The sequence below is a fragment of the Castellaniella sp. genome (genome assembly GCF_004321985.1).
Lineage (GTDB): Bacteria > Pseudomonadota > Gammaproteobacteria > Burkholderiales > Burkholderiaceae_B > Castellaniella.
The window spans coordinates 142107-158162 of record NZ_SCQN01000048.1 but is presented as its reverse complement, the minus strand read 5'-3'; the positions used below and the strand labels follow the sequence as shown (position 1 = coordinate 158162).

Sequence of the window (16056 nt, the reverse complement as noted above, 5' to 3'; positions counted from 1 at the left end):
CTTCCTCCTTGTACAGGCGGTAGACACGCTTGTGATTGACCCGCCAGCCTTCGCGGCGCAGTAGGACGAAGATGCGCCAGAACCCATAGCGCACCCGGCTGCTGGCGATCTCATGCATGCGGGCCTTCAGAGGCATATCCATCATGCGGGGTTTAGGCTTTTGATACCACCCGGAGCGGCACTGCTGGCACACCGCGCAGGCTCGAACGATGCTCATGCGGTACGACTCGATCAGGTGCCCAATGCGTTTCTGTTCGGCCTGACTGGCACGCCGATCAACCGTGCCGACCGCAACACCTTCTATGCCTTTGGCGCCGAGGAAGACGAGAAAGGCTACATGAGCCGGTACGGCTTTGAGGAGTCAATCCGCGACGGGGCCACGCTAAAGCTGCACTTCGAGCCCAGACTGATTGACCTGCACATCGACAAGGCGGCGCTTGATGCCGCGTACAAAGACCTGACCGGCGGCCTCTCTGATCTGGACAAGGATAACCTCGCCAAGACCGCCGCCAAGATGGCCGTGTTGGTGAAGACGCTCGAGCGCATCCGCAAGATCTGCGAGGACATCGTCGAGCACTTCCAGACCAAGGTGGAGCCCAACGGCTTTAAGGGGCAGATTGTCACCTTCGACCGGGAATCCTGTCTGCTATTCAAGGCCGAGTTGGACAAGCTGCTGCCGCCCGAGGCCACGGACATCGTCATGTCGGTGCAGGCGGCGGACAAGAAGGAACATCCAGAGTACGCGCAGCCGTCCAGCGGCCACGGCAAGCTGATCTGGCATTCGCTGGGCGCCAAGACGATCGAGCTGATCCACCAGAACGTGCATGTCGATGCCGTGCGGGACGATCTCGACACCCTGGTGCTGGACGCCGACCTGCTGGAGGCCGTTCTCTCGAACCCCGACCCAAAGGAGGCTAAGGAGATCGAGATCAAGCTCAAGCGCAGGCTGCGCGGGCACGGCGGCCACCCCAAATTCAAGAAGCTGTCGGAACGGCTTGATGCGCTGAAGGACCGCTTCGAGTCCGGTCAGATCAACAGCGTCGAGTTTCTGAAACAGCTGCTGGAGATCGCCAAGGAGACCCTGCAAGCTGAGAAGGAGGTCCCGCCCGAAGAGGACGAGGATCGCGGCAAGGCCGCGCTCACCGAGCTATTCAACGAGGTCAAAACTTCTGAGACGCCCATCATGGTTGAACGCGTGGTCACGGACATCGACGAGATTGTGCGCCTCGTCCGATTCCCAGGCTGGCAAGGCACCAAGGCCGGTGAGCGTGAGGTCAAGAAGGCCCTACGAAAGGCTCTCTTCAAATACAAGCTGCACGCGGATGGGGAGCTGTTTGAGAACGCTTATAGCTACATTCGACAGTATTACTGAGATGATAGGAAATGCAGCACAGATTCTAAATCTCATGTGGGTATGGTGAAAAGGGAGAATGACACCACTGTGTGTCACATTGCAGCATGTGTCCTAACGCATTGTTTACATAATATTTGACGCTGTGAAAACGCAAGATGACCACTGTTTCAACGTATTGATGACAGGAGCATCACAAGTTGATTCCATGATTTTGCCCCGTTATCAACAATATTTGAAGATGGACGCGGCGACGATTTCTCCTGTCCCCACGGCAGTTCACACATTCTTTGTGCTGCTGTGCCAGAGCACAAAGAATGTGGCCGCTGCGCTGGATTTCGGTAGAAATCAGAGGCTGCGGCTTGGAGACAATCGAATGACAGATGCGTCCATCCTCTCTAATTGGCATCGAGTTGCGGCCACGTGCCGCGCATGGTGTCGCCAAGCAAAAAATATCCAACAGCGTGTTGGACATTTTGTGTTCGTGGCTACTATGTATGCCGACACAAAATATCCATCAAAGGAGCCCATCCATACGTTCCAGCGAAGTTGACACCAATATGCTCAAGGCGGCGGTCTACGATCAGATCGATCCGAAAATCACGCCTGTGTTTGAGGAACTATTGGTGCAGGAGCGTAAGCTCCCCATCAAAACCAGTCCCCCTGCTGCTACCATAACCACACCCAAGCAACACCACCCCCGTCATGAAACTCGCCACCTGGAACGTCAACTCCCTCAATGTCCGGCTGGGACACGTGATCGCCTGGCTGCAGGCCAACCCGGTCGACGTGCTCTGCCTGCAGGAACTGAAGCTGCCGGACGAGAAATTTCCCCACGAGGCGCTGGCTCAGATCGGCTACTACGCCTGCTGGGCGGGGCAAAAGACCTACAACGGGGTGGCGATCCTGAGCCGTTCGCCGCTGCAGGCGGTGCAACGCAACATCCCGGGATACGACGACCCACAGCAACGGATCATCGCCGCCACACTTCCGGGGCCGGACGGGGCACCGCTGCGGGTGATCAGCGCCTACTGCCCGAATGGCCAGATGGTGGGCAGCGATAAATACGCCTACAAGCTGGACTGGTTCAACGCGCTGCAGGACTGGCTGCAGGCCGAGATGACACAACATCCGGACCTGGTGATCCTGGGGGACTACAACGTGGCCCCGACGGATGCAGACGTCTACGACCCCGAGGCCTGGGTGGGTTCCATCCTGGTATCGGAACCCGAACGGGATGCGTTTCACGGGTTGCTGCACCTGGGGCTGCAGGATACCTTCCGTCTGTTCGACCAGGCGCCGAAATCCTTCAGCTGGTGGGATTACCGCCAGATGAGTTTCCGCCGCAACGCGGGCGTGCGCATCGACCACATCCTGGCGTCTACCGATCTTTCGGGTCAATGCACGGCCTGCGTGATCGACAAGATTCCGCGCGGTTGGGAAAAGCCGTCGGATCACGCACCGGTGGTGGCGGATTTCATCGCCCGGTAAGCCGCTCGTCCGGGATGAAAGACCCCCTGAGCGGTGTCTATAATGTTGCATTGAACAAATCCACGAACCTCATGTCATTGGATAGCCGCCTGATTGCCCTGCTGGACCGGGGCATGGTGCTCGACATCACGATCGAGGACCTGCCCTTCCGGGTCTACGTGGCGCAGCGCGACGCCGACGTGCAACAGGTCGCCGATCTGGTCCCGGCTGAACAGTTCCAGGGGCCGGGCGAAGTCCACGTCGCTGCCATCCATGACAGTGACGATGCGGCCCAGCAGGTCCAGGACGTGCTCTTCAACCTGAACCCGGGCGACGCGCTGGTGTTTCTGTGCACGGGCCTACGGGCCTACGCCGAGACGCTGGCGGTGTTTGGTCAGACTCCCCAGCCAGAGGCCCATTCCTGATGACCACGGACGCTGTGCCGCACGCCGGCAATATCTTCATGGTGGTAGCCCCCAGCGGGGCCGGAAAATCCACTCTGGTGAACGCGCTGCTGGAACACGACGCCAGCCTGATGCTGTCGATTTCCTGCACGACGCGTCCGCCGCGTCCGGGCGAGCGCGACCAGGTCAATTATCGATTCGTATCTGTGGATGCCTTCCAGGCGCTGCGCGAGCGCGGCGACATGCTGGAATGGGCGGAAGTCCACGGCAATTTCTACGGTACACCGCGCGACCGAGTGGCGCAGGCCGTCCAGGGCGGCCAGGACATCATCCTGGAAATCGACTGGCAAGGCGCCCGCCAGGTGCGGCAGCATTATCCGCAAGCCGTCGGCATCTTCATCCTGCCGCCGTCGATCGAGGCACTGGCAGCCCGGCTGAAAAAACGCGGGCAGGATTCACCCCAGGTCATCGCGCGCCGGCTGCTGGCGGCGGGCGGCGAGATGGCCCATGCCTCGGATTGCGAATATGTTATTATTAATCAAGAATTTAGCGCTGCGCTGACGCAGTTGCAGCACATCGTTGCCGCTGTGCGACTGCGTTATACCGCTCAATCGATCCGACATGCCGATCTTTTCATGCAGCTTGGCATCCGGAAGCCCATCTCAACCGTTTCCTGATCAGGTAACCCCATGGCACGCATTACCGTAGAAGACTGCCTCAAGCGAGTCCCCAACCGATTCGACCTGACCCTGGTGGCCACATATCGCGCCCGCGAACTGGCCCAGGGTCATGAAGCCCGCATCCAGAGCCACAATAAACCGACGGTGACCGCACTGCGCGAGATCGCCCAGGGCCAAGTCGGCGTGGAGATGCTGCGCAAGGTCCCGACCTGATCTGGGGGGGCCATGGCGTTTCCAGGTCTTCGGGGTGCATCTTCCGGACTGCTGGCCGTCCTGCGCAAGGGCCCCCGGCTGCACCGGCGCAGATCGCACCCGGCGCCTGCCGCTCCCATTGAAACGCCGTTTGTTCCCATCGCCTCGCTGGCGGGGCTGAACAAGATCATCTCGGGTTACCTGTCCCCACAGGACGTGGCGCGTGTCCGCGAGGCCTATCGCTTCGCCGACAACGCTCACCTGGGGCAATTCCGCGAAAGCGGCGAACCCTACATCTCACACCCCATCGCGGTGGCCGAGATCTGTGCGGGCTGGAAGCTGGACGCCGACTCGCTCATGGCAGCGCTGCTGCACGATGTCATCGAAGACCAGCACGTTCCCAAGCAGGACCTCGCCGAAAAATTCGGCGGCGAGGTCGCCGACATCGTCGACGGGCTGACCAAGCTGGAACGGCTGGAGTACGCGACCAAGGCAGAACAACAGGCGGAATCGTTCCGCAAGATGCTGCTGGCCATGGCGCGCGACGTGCGCGTCATCCTGATCAAGCTGGCCGACCGTCTGCACAACATGCGCACACTTGAGGCCGTCAACCCCGAAAAGCGCGGGCGCGTGGCGCGCGAGACGCTGGACATCTACACGCCGATTGCACACCGGCTGGGCCTGAATGCGCTGTTCCGCGAACTGCAGGACCGCTGCTTCAAGGCAATCTTCCCCAACCGCTACACGGTGCTCTACAAGGCCATGATGGCCGCACGCGGCAATCGGCGCGAGGTGATCTCGCGCATCGCCGAGGCGGTGCGTGCCGCGCTGCCGGCGGCCGGCATCGACGCGGAGGTCTCGGGCCGGGAAAAATCGCTCTACAGCATCTACAAGAAGATGGTGGAGCAAAAGAAATCGTTTTCGGACGTGCTGGATATCTACGGTTTTCGGGTCGTGGTCCACACGCTGCCGGAATGCTATCTGGCCATGGGGACACTGCACCAGCTCTACCGGCCGGTCCCGGGCAAGTTCAAGGATTACATCGCGATCCCCAAGATCAATGGCTATCAATCGTTGCATACGACGCTGATCGGACCCTACGGCACGCCGGTGGAATTCCAGTTCCGCACCCGCGACATGGATCACATGGCCGAAGAAGGCGTGGCCTCGCATTGGCTGTACAAGGAAGACGGCACCTCGCTGAACGACCTGCAAAAGCGCACGCACCAGTGGCTGCAGTCGTTGCTCGACATCCAGAGCCAGACGGGGGATTCGGGTGAATTCCTGGAACACGTGAAGGTCGACCTGTTCCCCGACGCGGTGTATGTGTTCACCCCCCAAGGAAAGATCCTGTCGCTGCCACGCGGCGCCACGCCGGTGGACTTCGCCTACGCCATCCATACGGACGTGGGAAACCATGCGGTCGCCAGCAAGATCAACGGGGATTTCTCACCGCTGCGAGCCGAGCTGCACAGCGGCGATGCGGTGGAAATCATCACGTCCACCGCATCACGCCCCAGCGCCCAGTGGCTGAACTACGTCCGGACCGGCCGCGCACGGTCGGAAATCCGCCACTACCTGCGCACCGAACGCTACGAGGAATCAGTTGCTTTCGGGCGCCGGCTGCTGAACCAGGCCTTCGATCAGCTTGGCATCGTCTACCCCGCCGACGACGACCCGCAATGGGACCGGATGTCCAAGGGCTCTGCGGGCGCATCGCGGACCGAAATCCTGGCCGACATCGGCCTGGGCAAACGCCTGGCCGCCATCGTGGCCCGGCGCTTCTCGCCGGAAAACGACATGCTGGAAACCACCGCCATGGCGGTGGATGAATACAACTCGGCGACCAGCGCGCCGGTCGTGATCCACGGCAACGAGGGACAGGCGGTCCAGCTCGCGCCCTGCTGCGGGCCCTTACCCGGCGACGCCATCATCGGCGGAATTCGCCTGGGGCACGGCCTGGTGGTGCACATGGCGGACTGCCCCGTGGCCCAGCGCCAGCGGGCCAAGGAACCAGAACGCTGGATCCCTGTGGTGTGGGACACGACCACCGCCCGCCACCTGACCACGCGGCTGGATCTGACGGTGCTGAACGAGCGCGGGGTGCTGGGTCGATTGGCCGCTGAAATCACCGAGGCCGACTCCAACATCGTGCAACTCACCATGCCCGACGAGGCCTCCGCGACGGCGCTATTGCACGTGACCGTTCAGGTCGACAGCCGCAAGCACCTGGCCCAGGTGATCCGCAGCATCCGCCACGTTCCCCAAGTCCAGAAGATCACACGGGGTAAGTCCGTCTGAAAATAGCCCCTGCGGGCTATTTTCTGTGCGGACTTACCGGAACCGCTTGCAAGCGGTTCCGTGGGCCCACCACCACGGCTACATGTCCAGATGGCCCGGGCTATTTTCTGTGCGGACTTACCGGAACCGCCTGCAAGCGGTTCCGTGGGTCCACCACCACGGCTACATGTCCAGATGGCCCGGGCCATCTTCGGTGTGAACTTGCCAGAACCACTTGAAAGCGATTCCGCAGGCGTAGGCCATCAGCTCCCCGTACTCCCCTCGATCAGCTTGTGACCCTCGTCCGTGATGCGGACCTTCAGCTGGCTGCGCAAATCGGCCAGCAGCGCCTGCTCTTCGGCGGCCCCCCAGACCTGCGCCAATTGTGCGCCCAGCCCGTTCAGGGCCGGCTTGTCGGTCGTGCCCGGCTGTATATGGTCCACCCGGACGATGGAATAGGCCGTCGGCAACGCTACGCCGTCGTACATCGGCAGCTTGAAGCCAGACACCGAGAAAGCCGCGTCCAGGATGGGCTTGCCCAGGCCTTTGGGGTCCATGCGGCTGACCGTGACCGCCGGCTGAAAGCCCTCAGCTGATGCCTCGTTCTGCAAGCTGGCGAGCGATTTCTTGCCCGCAGCCACGGCGGCCGCCAGCGACCGCTCGTTGAGCAGCTCGGTGCGGATATGGGCATCGACCTGCGCCAGCGCCGGCACATGCGAGGGCGTGAGCTTGTCGACGCGTACCACGACCATCGTGTCGGGCGAGATCTCGATCACGCCCGAATTCTGCTTGTCGTTCAGTACCTGAGCGCTGAACAGGGCCTGGCGCACCCGCGCATCGCCCAGAACAGCCGCGTCCTTGCTGGCCGAAGCCGACTGCGGCCCAGCCTCGTCAGCGGCCAGCAGACGGTCACGCGCGATACCGCTGGCGTGGCGCACCTGCAGACCCAGTTGCTTGGCCGCCGGATCCAGGCTGCTGGCATTGTCATAGACCAGGCTGGTGAGCTTGGTGGCCATGTCGGCAAACCGGTCGGCAGCAAGCTGGCGATGGACTTCGTCTTCAACCCTGGGTCGGGCTTCCGCGAATGTCTCGCCCTTCTCGGGCTGAGCCTCGTTGACAAAGAAAATATGGTAGCCATCGGGGCCCTTGACCGGGTCGGAAATCTCGCCCTGCTTGAGCCCGAAGACGACCTGCTCCATGGCAAGTGGCAGCGTCCCACGCTGGATCCAGCCCAGCTTGCCGCCCTCGCGGGCCGTCCCGGCATCCTGCGATTCTTTGCTGGCGAGATCAGCGAACCGGGAAGGCTCGGCCTTCGCCCGGCGATCGATGTCCTGGGCCTTCGCAAGCGCCGCCTTGACGATCTCGTCGGTCGCGCCCGACGGCACCTTGATCAGAATATGGCTCAGGTTCACGCGGGCCGGCACGACGTAGCGGGACTTGTTCTGCTCGTAGTAGCCTTTCAGCTGCGACTCGGTGATGGCGGGCACGCTGGCCATTGCCGCAGCCTCGTCCAGAACCAGGTAGTCGGCAGCGACCTCGTCGGGCAGACGCAATTCTTTCTGGTGGCCGTCGTACCAGGTCTTGACGTCATCGGGCGTGATCTTCACGTCCGAACGATAGTCCGAAGCCTGAAAGACCCTGAGGGCGATGGTGCGCTCCTCGGTCAAGGCACGCTTCAGATAGTCCAGCACCGGCGTGGGCAGGCTGACCGAGCTGCCCACTGGGCCAAGCACCGTGGTCAGCGCCAATTCCGCCCGCTGTCCGGCTTCGAAATCACGCGGGCTCAGGCCAGATTGCGCCAGCACCTGGTGGTAGCGGTCCGGAGAGAACTGCCCCTCTACTTGAAGCTGGGGCATGGAGGAAATCGCCCGCCGCAACGTGCTGTCCGACACGCTGAAGTGCTCGCGGGCCGCCACGGCCATCTGCACCTTGCGATCAACGAGCTGACCCAGCAGGGCCTGGCGCGCCTGGGGGTTGTCGAGCAACGCCGGGTCAAACCGCCCCTGGCTGCTTTCCTGCATCTGCTGGAGCTGATTGCGTTGCGCCTGTGTGAATTCTTCCTTGGTCACCGACAGGCGGCCCACCTGGACGACATCGGGGTCCGACGTGACAAAGGAATAGCCGCTGACGCCCAAAAACACGAAGGACGGCACGACAAAAATCAGAAGCAGCAACTGCATCAAGCGGTTGTGCGTGCGGATGAATTCGAACATAAGCGGATCACCTGCTGAGGATCGCAGCCGCAAGCCGCGGCCACCAGCCGGCGACCTTCATCGCCCGGGCTGGCCGAAATTTTTAGTAGCGTGAAATGGAACGCAGTTTAACACTGTGGCGCCGTGCCCATGCAAAACCGCCGCCAGGCGCGCAACGCACTAAAATGCAGGCTGACTTCCAACGGATCCGGGCCACTGGCCAGGATGAACCCCATGTCATCACGACAAGCCGCCTGGCCCTGGCCCGCTTTCATCGCCCATCGGGGCGGTGGAACCTTTGCGCCGGAAAACACGCTGGCCTCGATGCGCATGGGTGCGCGGAAGGGCTTTCGCATGGTGGAATTCGACGTCAAGCTGAGCCAGGACGGCGTCCTGTTCCTGATGCACGACGATACGGTGGACCGCACCTCGAACGGCCACGGATCGGCCTCGGACCTGAGCTGGAAGGCGATTTCGGAACTGGATTTCAGCGGATCGCACGGGCCGGACTTCGCCGGAGAACCTGCGCCCACCCTGCACGCAGTCGCCCGCTGCACACGCGCGCTGGGCGTACACAGCAACATCGAAATCAAGCCCACCACGGGCTTCGATACCGAGACGGGCCGGGCCGTCGCCTTGGCCGCCGCGGCACTCTGGCAGGGGGCCACCCTGCCACCGCTGCTGTCGTCATTCTCCGAGACCGCGCTGGAAGCAGCCCGCAGCGCAGCGCCGGACCTGCCGCGCGCCCTGCTCATCGGGGGCCCGGTGCCCGCCGACTGGCAGGCGCGCATGCGTGGCCTGGGGTGCCTGGGCGTGAACATCGACACCAAGCATGCCGACCGGGCCGTGGTCGAAGACATCCTCGGCAACGGGGCCACACTGGCCGTCTGGACCGTCAATGATGCGCGCCGCGCGCGAGAGCTCTTCGATTGGGGCTGCCAGGCCGTCTTCACGGACGCGCTGGACGATGTGCGTGCGGACGCTTCGGGCCTGACTGGCTGAGCCCGCATGTTCAGCTACCGACACGCCTTTCACGCCGGCAACCACGCAGACGTGCTGAAGCACGCCATCCTGGTGCAGATTCTGGATTACTACAATCGCAAGGACACTCCCTACTGGGTGGTGGATACCCACGCGGGCGGCGGGCTATACGCACTGAATGGAGAATGGGCCGGTACGACCGACGAAGTCAGCACCGGGCTGGATCGCCTGCTCGGCGAGGCTTCACCACCGGAACTGATTGCCCGCTACCTGCAGGCGATTGCGGACTTCAACCCCAGCGGCCGCGTGGATGTCTACCCCGGCTCGCCGTGTCTGGCGCTTCATGCCATGCGAGCACAGGACCGCCTGCGGCTCTTCGAGCTGCACCCTACCGAAAGTCAGGTGCTGGCCGACGCCCTGGCGCACCAGGGGCGCGCAGCGCAGCGCCAGATCCAGATTGCACAGGAAGACGGCTTTCACGGTCTGCTGCGGCTGCTGCCGCCCCCGCCGCGCCGGGGCGTGATCCTCATCGACCCCTCGTACGAGGACAAACAGGATTACCGCCACGTCCTGCAGGCGCTGCGCGAAGGCCTGCAACGATTCTCCCAGGGGTGCTACCTCATCTGGTACCCCCAGGTACAGCGCTTGCAGGCGCATGAAATGGTCCGCTCGTTGGAACGCTTCCCGGTCCAATGGTTGCACGCCAGCCTGACGGTGTGCAAGCCCGCCGCGGAAGGGCTGGGCATGCATGGGAGCGGCATGTTCATCGTCAACCCGCCCTGGACGCTGCGGCCCGAACTGGAGGCCGCCCTGCCATGGCTGGCGAAAAGACTGGGCCAGGACGATCACGCACGGTTTACGCTGACCTGGAGCAGCGATTCAGTCGCCCGCCCCGCGAATACCACCGCAGCCAGCCAGCGGCCAGAGCGTCAGAACCGCTCGCCCTCGCGCAAGTAACGCCACTGTCCGACGGGCAGGTCGCCCAGGACCACGCGGCCCATGCGCACGCGCTTCAGGCCCACAACCTTCAGGCCGACCTGCTCGCACATGCGGCGGATCTGCCGCTTGCGGCCCTCGTGCAGGACGAAATGCAGCTGGTCGTGATTGAGCCAGTCCACCTGCGCCTGGCGCAGTTCGTGGCCATCCAGGGACAGGCCATGATTGAGCAGCGCCAGCCCGCGCGGGGTGAGACTGCCTTCGACCCGCACCAGGTATTCCTTTTCAATCGACGAATCCTCGCCGATGAGCTGGCGGGCCACGCGCCCGTCCTGGGTCAGCACCAGCAGACCTTGGGAATCGATGTCCAGGCGCCCTGCCGGCGCCAGGCCGCGCAGCTGGGACGGGTCGAAGGCGCGGCCGGCCGACTGCGGGTGATATAGGGTCTGCCCCTGAATCAACGAGGCCGCGACCCGGTAGCCGCGATCAGTCTGGTGCGACGCGTAGCCCACGGGCTTGTTCAGGATGAGCGTGACTTTGTCGGTCTGGCGACGCGCCGCCTGGCGCTCCAGCGTGATGCGGGCACTGGGCAGCGCCTTGGTGCCAAGCTCCTGGACGATCTGGCCATCCACCCGCACCCAGCCGCGCTCGATGTAAGCGTCGGCCTCACGGCGGGAGCACAGACCGCGCTGGGCCATGAGTTTCGAAATACGGACGGGTTCCAGCGACTGGGATGCCGGGTTCGTCCGCGGACGAGGTTGCACTGGACGAGACACTACAGGGCATCCGGGCCGGTTTCGCCTGTGCGGATGCGGATTGCCTGCAGCACCGGCGTGACGAAGATCTTGCCGTCGCCGATTTTACCTGTGCGGGCCGCCCGGATGATGGCTTCGATCATGATCTCGGTGCGATCCGCCGGCACCACCAGGTCGATGCGGATTTTGGGCAGGAAATCCACCACATATTCCGCACCCCGATACAATTCGGTGTGGCCCTTCTGGCGGCCAAAACCCTTGACCTCCGTCACCGTCAGGCCGTTGGCCCCCAGTTCGGACAGAGCTTCGCGGACCTCGTCGAGCTTGAACGGTTTGACGATGGCAGTGATCTGCTGCATGTCGGGCTGGGCCATGGTGTGCTGGTTCCGCTGAAAGCTTTTAATATAGCGCAGGTCCGGACGGCCCATTGGGCCGCTCCTTTATAATTTCGCCACTATGTCCCAAACACCTCCCTCCCACAATCAGTTCGACAACAAATCCCAGGCCTGGTCCGCGCGTTTTTCCGAGCCGGTCTCCGATCTGGTCAAACGCTACACGGCGTCCGTAGGCTTTGACCAGCGCATGGCGGCCTTCGACATCCAGGGATCTCTGGCACACGCAGACATGCTGGCCGCCGTCGGGGTCATCAGTGGCGACGACCTGGCGGCCATCCAGCGCGGCATGGCACAGATCCAGGACGAAATCGAACAGGGCCATTTCACTTGGTCGCTGGATCTGGAAGACGTACACCTGAACATCGAGAAGCGGCTGGTGGAGCTGATCGGCGACGCCGGCAAGCGGCTGCACACAGGCCGCTCACGCAACGATCAGGTCGCCACCGACATCCGCCTGTGGCTGCGCCACCAGATCGATTTGTGCACCGGGCTGCTGCAGGCGCTGCGCCGGCGGTTGGCCGAGCTGGCGCTGGAACACGCCGACACCATTCTGCCCGGATTCACGCATCTGCAGGTCGCCCAGCCCGTCACCTTCGGCCACCACCTGCTCGCCTACGCGGAAATGTTCGGGCGCGATGCCGAACGGATGGCCGACTGCCGCCACCGCGTCAACCGCCTGCCGCTGGGCGCGGCCGCGCTGGCCGGGACCAGCTACCCCATCGATCGCGAACGCGTGGCGCGCACGCTGGGTTTCGACGGCGTGTGCCGCAACTCGCTGGATGCCGTCTCGGACCGCGATTTCGCCATCGAATTCTGCGCCGATTCGGCGCTCATCATGATGCACGTTTCGCGGATGTCCGAGGAACTCGTCCTGTGGATGAACCCACGCGTGGGCTTCATCGATCTGGCCGACCGTTTCTGCACTGGCAGCTCCATCATGCCGCAGAAAAAGAACCCCGACGTGCCAGAACTCGCCCGCGGCAAAACCGGGCGGGTTTACGGGCACCTGATGGCGCTGCTCACGCTGATGAAGGGCCAGCCGCTGGCCTACAACAAGGACAACCAGGAAGACAAGGAAGGCCTGTTCGACACAGCCGACACCATCCGCGACACGCTGACCATCTTCGCGGACATGATGGGCGGCATCCGGGTCAGGCCCGATGCCATGCGCGCGGCCGCGCTGCAGGGCTATGCGACGGCCACGGATCTGGCCGACTACCTGGTGAAGCGTGGCTTGCCCTTCCGCGATGCGCACGAGACGGTGGCGCTGGCCGTCCGGTCCTGCGAGCAGCGCGGCTGCGACCTGGCGGATCTGTCGCTGGCCGAGCTGCAGGCCTTCCACCCGGACATCGCTGCCGACGTCTTCCAGGTCCTGACGCTGGAAGGCTCCGTCGCCGCCCGCAAGCACATCGGTGGCACGGCACCAGAGCGCGTGCGCATCGAAGCGCAGCGCATCCTGGACGAGACGCACTAAGGCTCGAAGACCGCTATCGACTCCACGTGCGCGGTGTGAGGGAACATGTTGACGGCCCCAGCGGCCTTCAGGGTCCAGCCGCCCACGTGATGCAGCAGCCCTGCATCGCGGGCCAGCGTGGCGGGATTGCAGGACACATACACCACCCGGCGCGGTCGCTCGTCCGGCGCCAGCTCAGCCAGCGCCTGGGCGACAGCCAGGGCACCCTCGCGTGGCGGATCGATCAACATGCGGTCGAAATGACCCAGGCCACGCAGCCAGCCGGCATCCACCTCGAACAGGTTGAGCTCAGCGAAGGAAGTCCGGTCTCCCAGGCCCTGGCGCTCCGCGTCTTCGCGGGCCCGCGCGACCAGCGTGGGGCTGCCTTCGATGCCCACGACCTCGTGCGCCCGGGTGGCCAGCGGCAGGCTGAAGTTCCCCAAGCCGCAGAACAGATCAGCAACCCGGTCGTCGGGCTGTACATCCAGCAGGGTCAGGGCCCACGCAATCAGCGCCCGGTTGATGTCCGGATTGACCTGGGTGAAGTCGGTCGGGCGGTAATGCATGCGCAAGCCATAGGCGGGCAGCGCATAGGCCAGCGCATCGCGCTGTGCGGGATCCAGCGGATGGGCGGAATCCGGACCCTGTGGCTGCAACCACCAGACAATGTCGTGCTGCAGGCCAAAGGCGCGCAGACGCTCGATGTCCGTGCCGGTCAGCGGCTCCAGATGCCGGAGGCAGAACACGGTCGCTTCATCGCCAACCGCCACTTCGATCTGCGGCATCCGGTCCGGCCGCGACAGGCTCTCGATCAGGCGGCGCAGCGGCATGAGCAGCGCCGAGACGTGCGGCGGCAGCACCAGACACTGATGAATGTCGGCCACATAGCTGCTCGCGCGCTCGCGGAAGCCCACCAGAACGCCGCCCTTTTTGGGTACCATGCGCACCGACAGGCGCGCCCGGTGCCGGTAGCCCGTCACAGGCCCCTGCAGCGCAGGAAGGATCTGGCAAGGCGGGACCTTGGCGATATGTTCCAGCGCGTCCTCCAGTGCCCGCTGCTTGATGGCCATCTGGGCCACGGGATCCAGATGCTGCATCGCGCAGCCGCCACAGACGCCGAAGTGCGGACAGGGTGGCACCGTGCGCTGCGCCGAGGCGCGCAGCACGCGCTCGGTGACGGCCTTGTCGTAGGAAGGCTTGCGCCGGGTGAGCCGCGCCACAACCCGCTCGCCCGGCAGTGCACCCTCGACGAACACGACCTTGCCGTCGTGGTGAGCAATGCCCTGTCCTTGCAGATCCAGCGACTCGATGTCCAGAGTAACCAGTTTGGGATCACTCATGACGCCAGGCAGCCAGGAATTCCTTCCAGTGAGGGGCGTCGATCGCCACGAGCGTATCCCGGACCAGGGACAGCTCGGACTGGTAAGCGGCCTGGTCCAGCTCGCCCTTGATCAGGCGATACCGGCAATACAGCAGCCAGGTATTGACCACGTCGGTTTCGCAATAATTGCGCACATGTTCGCGGTCTCCGGCATGCCAGGTCTTCCAGACCTGGTCGCCATGAATGTCGAGCTTGCCGGGGAAGCCGCACAGCTTCGCAAGCTGGTCCAGCGGCGCATTGGCGCGCCCGTTGAACTTCGCCAGCACGTCCATCAGGTCCACATGGCGCGTATGGTAGCGGTTCAGATAATTGTTGAAACGGAAGTCGCGATCGTCTTCGCCCGTATCCCAGTAGCGCGGCGCCGCAACGCCGTGAATCAGGCTGCGGTAGTGCAGGACCGGCAGATCGAAACCCGACCCATTCCAGCTCACCAGCGTGGGGGTGTAGTGGCCGATGGTCTTGAAAAACCCGGAAATCAGCGCTTCTTCGGGGTCGTCGGCCTGGCCCAGCGTGCGCACACGAAAGCCCTGGTCGTCGCGGAACACGCAGCCGACCACGGCGATCTTCTGCAAGTGCAGCGGCAGGAAATCATTGCCGTGGGTCTCGCGCCGCTCGGCCAGGGCCGCCTCGATGACAGTCTCGTCGTCCTTCCCCTGCCATTCCGGATTGAGACGGCGCAGGCCGTCCGCGTCCGGGATGGTCTCCAGATCAAAGACCAGCGTGGGAATCATCGCGGTGGCAGGTAGGACAAGGGATTGACCGGCGTACCACGGCGGCGGATCTCAAAGTGAAGGCGTGGTGACGTCGTATCGGTCTGGCCGATGGTGGCGATCTTCGCACCCTTTTTCACGGTTGCCCCCGTCTTCACCAGCAGCGTGTGATTGTGCGCATAGGCCGTGATGAAGCCATTGGTGTGCCCCAGCAGAATCAGGTTGCCCAGGCCCCGCACGCCATTGCCGGCGTACATGACCTTCCCATCGGCGGCCGCCAGAACCGGCGAACCGGTGTTGCCTTCGATGTCGATGCCCTTGGTGCTGGTGTTGAAGCCCTGGATGATCTTGCCCGTCGCGGGCCAGCCCCAGGAGATCAAATTCGCGTCGCTGGCATGGGAGGCGGAGGTGGAGGCCGGCTCTGATGCGGCGGCGTGGTTGCCCTCGCTGGCGCTGGCGGCGGGCAGGCTTGGAGGAGTCACGGGTACCGGCGTGGCGACAGCGGCCGATGCACTTCCCGAGGAGGCCGGGGCGCCGCCCTCCAGACGCAGGGTCTGGCCAATCGAAAGCTGGCTGGGGTTCGTGATGTTGTTCAGTTCGGACAGCCGTGCCACCGACAGGCCGTGCTCCTGGGCGATCTTGTAGAGCGTATCACCCGCCCGCACGGTGTAGGTGCCATGAGCTGCGGCCGAGGCGCTGGCCGGCGACGTACCGCTGGACTGGTCGCTGACGGGCGCGCGGGAAGAGCGCGACGCGCAGCCCGCAAGCACGGCGGTGGACAGCAAGACAGCCAACAGCAGAATGCGCCCAACGCGGCGATGGGTGTAAATGAACGGGCCTTCTGTCACCAGCGTCCCAACGAGCATGTGGTTCTCC

General features: G+C 63.7%; 16 protein-coding genes and 1 pseudogene. 9 read left to right on the top strand and 8 right to left on the bottom strand.

All coding sequences use genetic code 11. The features are described from left to right. Positions 1-130 (bottom strand): annotated as a pseudogene (locus EPN31_RS13730) (IS3 family transposase); the annotation flags it as partial. Between the two features lie 105 nt (positions 131-235). Here EPN31_RS13730 and EPN31_RS13725 point away from each other — a divergent pair. After that, entirely contained in the window at positions 236-1372 is a 1137-nt protein-coding gene (locus EPN31_RS13725; protein ID WP_291774165.1) for a hypothetical protein, read from the top strand. A gap of 172 nt (positions 1373-1544) precedes the next feature. Here the strand turns inward: EPN31_RS13725 and EPN31_RS13720 are convergent, their stop codons facing one another. Beyond that, the gene (locus EPN31_RS13720) at positions 1545-1826 is read right to left on the bottom strand and encodes a hypothetical protein (protein ID WP_291774163.1); all 282 of its coding nucleotides are present in this window, start codon (positions 1824-1826) and stop codon (positions 1545-1547) included. Between the two features lie 230 nt (positions 1827-2056). On the opposite strand from EPN31_RS13720, the gene xth reads away from it, so the two are divergent. From xth to EPN31_RS13695, 5 genes are all read left to right on the top strand, one after another. Then, positions 2057-2842, top strand: coding sequence for an exodeoxyribonuclease III (gene xth, locus EPN31_RS13715; RefSeq protein WP_291774161.1), 786 nt, complete (start codon positions 2057-2059; stop codon positions 2840-2842). A gap of 71 nt (positions 2843-2913) precedes the next feature. Beyond that, entirely contained in the window at positions 2914-3246 is a 333-nt protein-coding gene (locus EPN31_RS13710) for a hypothetical protein (protein ID WP_291774159.1), read from the top strand. After that, positions 3246-3902 (top strand): guanylate kinase, encoded by a 657-nt coding sequence (gene gmk, locus EPN31_RS13705; protein ID WP_291774157.1) that lies wholly within the window; start codon positions 3246-3248, stop codon positions 3900-3902. The genes EPN31_RS13710 and gmk overlap by 1 nt, the downstream gene beginning before the upstream one ends. Positions 3903-3914: 12 nt before the next feature. After that, positions 3915-4118 carry a DNA-directed RNA polymerase subunit omega gene (rpoZ, locus tag EPN31_RS13700; RefSeq protein ID WP_291774155.1) on the top strand — a complete coding sequence of 68 codons (204 nt, stop codon included), beginning with the start codon at positions 3915-3917 and terminating at the stop codon, positions 4116-4118. Between the two features lie 12 nt (positions 4119-4130). After that, on the top strand, positions 4131-6398 hold the full coding sequence (locus EPN31_RS13695; RefSeq protein ID WP_291774151.1) for a bifunctional (p)ppGpp synthetase/guanosine-3',5'-bis(diphosphate) 3'-pyrophosphohydrolase: 2268 nt from the start codon (positions 4131-4133) through the stop codon (positions 6396-6398). Positions 6399-6640: 242 nt separating this feature from the next. Here EPN31_RS13695 and EPN31_RS13690 read toward each other — a convergent pair whose 3' ends face one another. Next, positions 6641-8590, bottom strand: coding sequence for a SurA N-terminal domain-containing protein (locus EPN31_RS13690; protein ID WP_291774150.1), 1950 nt, complete (start codon positions 8588-8590; stop codon positions 6641-6643). Positions 8591-8803: 213 nt separating this feature from the next. On the opposite strand from EPN31_RS13690, the gene ugpQ reads away from it, so the two are divergent. Together ugpQ and EPN31_RS13680 are read left to right on the top strand one after the other, a co-directional pair. Then, the gene (gene ugpQ / locus EPN31_RS13685; protein ID WP_291774148.1) at positions 8804-9571 is read left to right on the top strand and encodes a glycerophosphodiester phosphodiesterase; all 768 of its coding nucleotides are present in this window, start codon (positions 8804-8806) and stop codon (positions 9569-9571) included. Positions 9572-9577: 6 nt separating this feature from the next. Beyond that, positions 9578-10507 carry a 23S rRNA (adenine(2030)-N(6))-methyltransferase RlmJ gene (locus EPN31_RS13680; protein WP_291774147.1) on the top strand — a complete coding sequence of 310 codons (930 nt, stop codon included), beginning with the start codon at positions 9578-9580 and terminating at the stop codon, positions 10505-10507. On the opposite strand, the gene EPN31_RS13675 is transcribed toward EPN31_RS13680, so the two are convergent. Both EPN31_RS13675 and EPN31_RS13670 read right to left on the bottom strand, forming a co-directional pair. Continuing rightward, positions 10480-11211 (bottom strand): pseudouridine synthase, encoded by a 732-nt coding sequence (locus tag EPN31_RS13675; protein ID WP_291774185.1) that lies wholly within the window; start codon positions 11209-11211, stop codon positions 10480-10482. The two genes, EPN31_RS13680 and EPN31_RS13675, sit on opposite strands and share 28 nt — an antisense overlap. A 50-nt stretch (positions 11212-11261) precedes the next feature. Next, the gene (locus EPN31_RS13670) at positions 11262-11600 is read right to left on the bottom strand and encodes a P-II family nitrogen regulator (RefSeq protein WP_291774182.1); all 339 of its coding nucleotides are present in this window, start codon (positions 11598-11600) and stop codon (positions 11262-11264) included. A 97-nt stretch (positions 11601-11697) separates the two neighbouring features. On the opposite strand from EPN31_RS13670, the gene argH reads away from it, so the two are divergent. Further along, positions 11698-13110, top strand: a complete 1413-nt coding sequence (gene argH, locus EPN31_RS13665; protein ID WP_291774144.1) for an argininosuccinate lyase — start codon at positions 11698-11700, stop codon at positions 13108-13110. Here the strand turns inward: argH and rlmD are convergent. The 3 genes from rlmD to EPN31_RS13650 are packed head-to-tail and all read right to left on the bottom strand — an operon-like array spanning position 13107 to position 16046. Beyond that, positions 13107-14429, bottom strand: a complete 1323-nt coding sequence (gene rlmD, locus EPN31_RS13660; RefSeq protein ID WP_291774142.1) for a 23S rRNA (uracil(1939)-C(5))-methyltransferase RlmD — start codon at positions 14427-14429, stop codon at positions 13107-13109. The genes argH and rlmD overlap by 4 nt on opposite strands. Continuing rightward, positions 14422-15201, bottom strand: a complete 780-nt coding sequence (locus tag EPN31_RS13655; RefSeq protein WP_291774139.1) for a 3'-5' exonuclease — start codon at positions 15199-15201, stop codon at positions 14422-14424. Before EPN31_RS13655 ends, rlmD begins: the two co-directional genes overlap by 8 nt. Continuing rightward, positions 15198-16046: a peptidoglycan DD-metalloendopeptidase family protein gene (locus EPN31_RS13650; protein WP_291774137.1), complete on the bottom strand. Its 849-nt coding sequence runs from the start codon at positions 16044-16046 to the stop codon at positions 15198-15200. The genes EPN31_RS13655 and EPN31_RS13650 overlap by 4 nt, the downstream gene beginning before the upstream one ends. Between the last annotated feature and the right edge of the window lie 10 nt (positions 16047-16056).

Excerpts from the sequence above, each read along its gene's own strand:
- EPN31_RS13680 (WP_291774147.1), top strand. The coding sequence starts at position 9,578 with ATGTTCAGCTACCGACACGCCTTTCACGCCGGCAACCACGCAGACGTG.
- EPN31_RS13670 (WP_291774182.1), bottom strand. The coding sequence starts at position 11,600 with ATGCAGCAGATCACTGCCATCGTCAAACCGTTCAAGCTCGACGAGGTC.
- rpoZ (WP_291774155.1), top strand. The coding sequence starts at position 3,915 with ATGGCACGCATTACCGTAGAAGACTGCCTCAAGCGAGTCCCCAACCGA.
- EPN31_RS13650 (WP_291774137.1), bottom strand. The coding sequence starts at position 16,046 with ATGCTCGTTGGGACGCTGGTGACAGAAGGCCCGTTCATTTACACCCAT.
- ugpQ (WP_291774148.1), top strand. The coding sequence starts at position 8,804 with ATGTCATCACGACAAGCCGCCTGGCCCTGGCCCGCTTTCATCGCCCAT.
- rlmD (WP_291774142.1), bottom strand. The coding sequence starts at position 14,429 with ATGAGTGATCCCAAACTGGTTACTCTGGACATCGAGTCGCTGGATCTG.
- gmk (WP_291774157.1), top strand. The coding sequence starts at position 3,246 with ATGACCACGGACGCTGTGCCGCACGCCGGCAATATCTTCATGGTGGTA.
- EPN31_RS13695 (WP_291774151.1), top strand. The coding sequence starts at position 4,131 with ATGGCGTTTCCAGGTCTTCGGGGTGCATCTTCCGGACTGCTGGCCGTC.
- EPN31_RS13690 (WP_291774150.1), bottom strand. The coding sequence starts at position 8,590 with ATGTTCGAATTCATCCGCACGCACAACCGCTTGATGCAGTTGCTGCTT.
- EPN31_RS13710 (WP_291774159.1), top strand. The coding sequence starts at position 2,914 with ATGTCATTGGATAGCCGCCTGATTGCCCTGCTGGACCGGGGCATGGTG.
- EPN31_RS13655 (WP_291774139.1), bottom strand. The coding sequence starts at position 15,201 with ATGATTCCCACGCTGGTCTTTGATCTGGAGACCATCCCGGACGCGGAC.
- xth (WP_291774161.1), top strand. The coding sequence starts at position 2,057 with ATGAAACTCGCCACCTGGAACGTCAACTCCCTCAATGTCCGGCTGGGA.
- EPN31_RS13720 (WP_291774163.1), bottom strand. The coding sequence starts at position 1,826 with ATGTCCAACACGCTGTTGGATATTTTTTGCTTGGCGACACCATGCGCG.
- argH (WP_291774144.1), top strand. The coding sequence starts at position 11,698 with ATGTCCCAAACACCTCCCTCCCACAATCAGTTCGACAACAAATCCCAG.